Consider the following 4,962-nt stretch of genomic DNA (forward strand, 5'->3'; position numbering starts at 1 on the left):
TTAATGTGTTAATTCCTTGGGGTGAATTCCTTGTTGGTTTAGGTCTAATCCTTGGTTGCTTAACAACTGCCGCTGCCTTCTTCGCAGTCGTGATGAATTTCAGCTTTATGTTAAGTGGAACTGTGAGCCACAACCCAACTGACATCATCATGGGTATGCTGATTATGGTGGCTGGATACAATGCTGGAGTATTTGGACTTGATCGTTATGTGGTTCCATTTTTCAAAAAGAGATTCCGTAAAGAAGTGAAGGGTAACAAAATAGCTGCTTAGTGTGACACTTTGAAAAGGGTTGATTCAATTGAATCAGCCCTTTTCTTTTTTCGCGAAGGGACCATAGCGATAATCTTTTTATAACATCTTCCATTTTATATCCACGATTTGAAGCATGGGAGTTCTTTCGATTCGTTGGCTCACGAAAGAACAGGGAAGTTCACAGGATTGGACATAAGCACCTCATGCTTCCTTTACGTATCTTTGCTCAAAGGAGATTCTTCCATTTATTTTAGCTCGTCAGGGAAAAGTTCCTTTTTGATCAATGGACTTTCGAATTCAGTCGCTAATGCCTCCATAAAAATAATATCCCATTTCCGGCCGCCAATATGATGTGCCTCTCTTCTGCGACCGCATTCTACAAATCCTGCTTTTTTATAAGCTTGAATAGCATTTTGATTAAATTCATAAACTCTTAAAAATATATTATGTAGTCCTATAATGTTAAAACCATAGTCAAGGACTAGTTGGGAAACTTCTGTTCCATATCCCTTTCCACGATGATCCTTTTCTCCAATAACGATATTGAATTCCGCAATTCCATTTTTATAATCTACATCTGATAAGAATGTGTTCCCTATTGGTTGTAATGTTTCTTTTTCATAAATCGCAAAAAAAATATTTTCTCGATTTCGCGCTATTTGTTCAAACGCTGAAATTTCTTCTTCAAGTATGACAGGTCTTGTGGAAGCAAGGGTTCTTGTGGTTTGGAAGTCATTATTCCATCGATTATATAAAGATACTAAATCGCTCCTTAAAGGCCCAAGAGACACTAATTTACCAGATAAATTTATAATTAAACGTTTTTCATCCATATTTGCCAAGAATGACAACTCCCTTTTACAATAGTTTCTATCAATAATTCTATTAGATCTACATTGATACCTTTTTTTAGGATACGAGGGACAGGTGTGATCGACCCAAAAGTTAGACATAGATAGTTATGTATCTATTAGGGTCCGGATAGCTATCAATTAAAATAAGTTTAAATATTGAACCGTCCTGATTTTATATAGAATATTTCCCCTAATGTTGCATATATTCGTGGAATAATCGACGTGATACCTAAGTTTAACAAGGGGGAAGTCAGTTATGTTTCTTATGCGATTTAGTGCGATTTGTTTTGTAATATCAGGAATATTGTTTGTACTTTATCCCGCCATTCGTCCTTTTTCCGATGAAACTTCCTTGGAAGGAGCCAATGCTTTTGCCTCCACTGAATGGCTAGTAGCTCATACGTTTGCAATCGTGGCTTTTACATTACTACATTTGGGCTTACTCGGACTTCATAACTCATTAAAAAATACTGCTTTAAAATCACTGTCATTTTCTGCGGTGGTATTTTTACTATTAGGCATAGGTCTAACTTTACCGTTTTATGGAGGAGAAACTTACGGTCTACGGGCAATAGGGCTTGAGGCGATAGCACAGCAGAATGTCGCTTTAGTTAGTCTTGCAAATGTTGTACGCTCTGGCCCAGGGCTTATTATGTTTCTAATTGGTCTTCTCCTTCTCGCTATTGCTTCCATTATTGTTGCCATTACAATTTGGAGGTCAGGAAGTTACCATAAATGGAGTGGGATTCCATTCGCTTTAGGAATTTCTTTATTTATCCCACAATTCTTTGGTGGCCAACCACTACGAGTAGCCCATGGATTTATTGTCGGTCTTGGTTGTCTCTTGATAGCGATCGGATTATGGAGGCATAAACAAGAAGGGTCATCAAACTAAATAAGACGCTATGAAAAGGGTTGGTTCAATTGAATCAGCCCCTTTCTTTTTTCACGAAGGGACCTCTAGAAATGGTTCATCCCCCTCTTAAGACCAAAACATTCCTCGCTTCCGTTAATTAATTAACCTCATAAAAGTAAGCTCACCTAATTCTTTAGAAAATCCAAATTTTTCGTAAAACGATTCCATTTCTGGGCGACAGTATAATTCAAAGTGTCTTACATCTTGGAGTGAGGGATTTTGAATGATAGCATTCATGAGGGCTTTTCCCAAGTCTCTTCCCCGATAGGTTTCTTTTACAATGACATCAAAGATAAAAGCCTTATACACATAATCGGTTAGCACTCTAGCAAAGCCAATCATTTCTTTGGTTGATGACTCACATAAGCCAATTAGTAAGTCCGAGTTTTCAACCATTCGCTTAATGTCTTGAAATTCTCTTCCTTTCGTCCACCATTCCCCCTGATACAATTTCTCTAATTGCTCCAGTTGAGCGTGGGTTAGTGTAGTTACCAATTCATATTCCACCTATCTCACCTTCCTAAGCTTTAATCATCCTTATTGAAAGCTTGTTTTCAACTTACTTACTAATATATGAAATCGAATAGACTTTAACGTTATCGTGGCTCCTAAGTATAGGATACAAGTTCCCATATCAAGGTCCATTTCTCCAACATCATTTAATTGTTTAGTACTTTAACTTTTGGAACGCAGAATGGGACGGCTCACCCATAAATGAGAATAAATCCAAGGAAACTTATGATCCAAAGCAACGGAATTAAATTAATGACGATAGCAAACCGCCTCTTCCTCGTTTTAAACACCCACGATAAAATAGAGCAGATGATAATAGCAACTGGATACAAGGTAATCGCAAGAACAAATGACACATTAAACACATTAAACCCACTATCGAAGCTCATAAACGACAATCCCCAAATGGCAAGCCAAGGAATTAACGAAATGGTATACAGAACCTGGCTGATAATTAAATAGAGTTTCATTTAACCCCTCCAATTCCACGGACGTAATTACTTCATTTTATAGCATTAGGACGGATATCATGCTTCCTCCGGTACATGAAAAAAATTATAGATGAAATACATCTAAAAAACGAAAGTAATTTTTCCTACAACCCACAAATGACCTAACATCGCTCTTTTTATCAGTAGTAAGAAATTTGTCCAAAGTTCGTTCTGTTCAGATCGTGTTAGATGTTTCATTAAGGCTTCTTTAGATTGGGAGGATAAGCTCCTTTTACTTGTTGTTCAACTTTTAGACATAATGTTTTTACGGATTTGTGAAGGTTGATACTTTCCCCACATTGTTTACATATTTTCCAGTATATTGATAGTGTAATGATAAATTAATCCAAATTATCCATTGAGAGGAAGTTGATTCACATGTTGGTGAATTTTTTAAGAAATAATAAAATTGCTGCTGCGTTGTTTACGGTTTTACGAATTTATTTAGGGTATGCTTGGTTAACGGCTGGTTGGGGTAAAATTACTGGCGGGGGCTTTGATGCTACTGGATTCCTAAAAGGTGCGGTGGCCAATCCGGTTACCGGACCAAATGGAATTGTGTATGGTGGTTGGGTAAGTTTCCTTGAAAGCTTCGCGATTCCAAATGCGGATTTGTTTAATGTGTTAATTCCATGGGGTGAATTCTTAGTTGGTTTAGGTCTTATCCTTGGTTGCTTAACAACTGCTGCTGCTTTCTTCGCGGTCGTAATGAACTTCAGTTTCATGTTAAGTGGAACTGTCAGCCACAACCCAACTGACATCATCATGGGTATGCTGATTATGGTGGCTGGATACAATGCCGGTATCTATGGACTTGACCGTTATGTGGTTCCATTTTTCAAAAAGAGATCCCGTAAAGAAGTGAAGGGTAAGAAAATACTTGCTTAGTGTGACGCTGCGAAAAGGGCTGGTTCAATTGAATCAGCCCTTTTCTTTTTTCTATCGAAAGATCACATAAAAAAAGTTGGGACACGGCGCCTCTCCCACTTGTCCCTTCGACAACTTTCATCATGTAAAATTGGGTGCGATATTACATTCTTCTTTCGGTTATCAATATAATCATTTCCGAATTGGATAACTTTCCCTGTTTTTGTACTTAAAAAATTTCATCTAAATTAGCAGTGAATCCCTTCAAAAACAAAGAAGTGATGTGACCGATTTCTGTTTTTACATCATATTGAATATACATCTTTTCATCATTTAAGGCATATACAGTTATGGTATTCAACATGGGGTTCACAACCCAGTATTCCTGTACTCCATACGTCATATAAAGGTTTAATTTGGTTATTAAATCATGGGATTGATTGGATGGACTGAGGATTTCTACGATGAGGTTCGGTACACCGATATATCTAGTATCGGTAAATCCCGTTTTGTCACAAATAATGCTTAAATCAGGAATGACAATTTTAGAGTCATTCATTTTCTCATTTTTTAATTCAATATCAAATGGAGCGTGAAAAACTTCGCAAGGCTTTCCCGTAAGATAATTTGCAAATTTCATAAATAATTTACCCGAAATTCTTTGATGTTTTGTGGAAGGAGAAGGGGACATATAGATAAACCCATCAATATACTCTAGAAGTTCTTCAGTATTCTCACGAATTTCGAAGTAATCCTCTATGGACATACGCTCACTTCGATATAGATTCATAACACCACTCCTAAATTAATCCTTTTGATAATATTTTATCATTTTATTTCCATGCTTGCTATTTGGGAAGGTAGAAGTATAGGGACGTTTCTTGCACTTCACTCGGTTTACGAAATAGATAGAATAAGCCTTAAGGACTCTTCCAAAGATTACTAGGAGGCTTTTATCCCTGAACCAGCCAACAACAGTAACTTTGTGAAGTAGGCTCTCGTTTATTATTTTCATTTTACTTGTTGTTCAACGTTTTGCCATAATGTTTTTACGGATTTGTGAAGGT

6 protein-coding genes and 1 pseudogene are annotated in these 4,962 nt (G+C 37.0%); 3 read left to right on the top strand and 4 right to left on the bottom strand.

Annotated elements, in window-relative coordinates; all coding sequences use genetic code 11:
• A pseudogene (locus ACX9YW_RS22695) lies at positions 1–272 on the top strand (Crp/Fnr family transcriptional regulator); the annotation flags it as partial.
• A gap of 227 nt (positions 273–499) precedes the next feature.
• Here the strand turns inward: ACX9YW_RS22695 and ACX9YW_RS22700 are convergent.
• Positions 500–1,087, bottom strand: a complete 588-nt coding sequence (locus ACX9YW_RS22700; protein WP_460350950.1) for a GNAT family N-acetyltransferase — start codon at positions 1,085–1,087, stop codon at positions 500–502.
• 277 nt (positions 1,088–1,364) lie between these two features.
• Between ACX9YW_RS22700 and ACX9YW_RS22705 the strand changes: the two genes are divergently transcribed.
• Positions 1,365–2,003, top strand: coding sequence for a hypothetical protein (locus tag ACX9YW_RS22705; RefSeq protein ID WP_460350952.1), 639 nt, complete (start codon positions 1,365–1,367; stop codon positions 2,001–2,003).
• Positions 2,004–2,117: 114 nt separating this feature from the next.
• On the opposite strand, the gene ACX9YW_RS22710 is transcribed toward ACX9YW_RS22705, so the two are convergent.
• Both ACX9YW_RS22710 and ACX9YW_RS22715 read right to left on the bottom strand, forming a co-directional pair.
• Positions 2,118–2,531, bottom strand: coding sequence for a GNAT family N-acetyltransferase (locus ACX9YW_RS22710; protein WP_460350954.1), 414 nt, complete (start codon positions 2,529–2,531; stop codon positions 2,118–2,120).
• A 197-nt stretch (positions 2,532–2,728) separates the two neighbouring features.
• Positions 2,729–3,007 carry a hypothetical protein gene (locus ACX9YW_RS22715; protein WP_460350956.1) on the bottom strand — a complete coding sequence of 93 codons (279 nt, stop codon included), beginning with the start codon at positions 3,005–3,007 and terminating at the stop codon, positions 2,729–2,731.
• 399 nt (positions 3,008–3,406) lie between these two features.
• On the opposite strand from ACX9YW_RS22715, the gene ACX9YW_RS22720 reads away from it, so the two are divergent.
• A complete protein-coding gene (locus ACX9YW_RS22720; protein WP_460350958.1) occupies positions 3,407–3,916 on the top strand; it encodes a DoxX family protein in 510 nt (169 codons plus the stop codon).
• Between the two features lie 208 nt (positions 3,917–4,124).
• Here ACX9YW_RS22720 and ACX9YW_RS22725 read toward each other — a convergent pair whose 3' ends face one another.
• Positions 4,125–4,685: a Uma2 family endonuclease gene (locus ACX9YW_RS22725; RefSeq protein WP_460350960.1), complete on the bottom strand. Its 561-nt coding sequence runs from the start codon at positions 4,683–4,685 to the stop codon at positions 4,125–4,127.
• Between the last annotated feature and the right edge of the window lie 277 nt (positions 4,686–4,962).

The organism is Pseudoneobacillus rhizolycopersici (genome assembly GCF_054786815.1).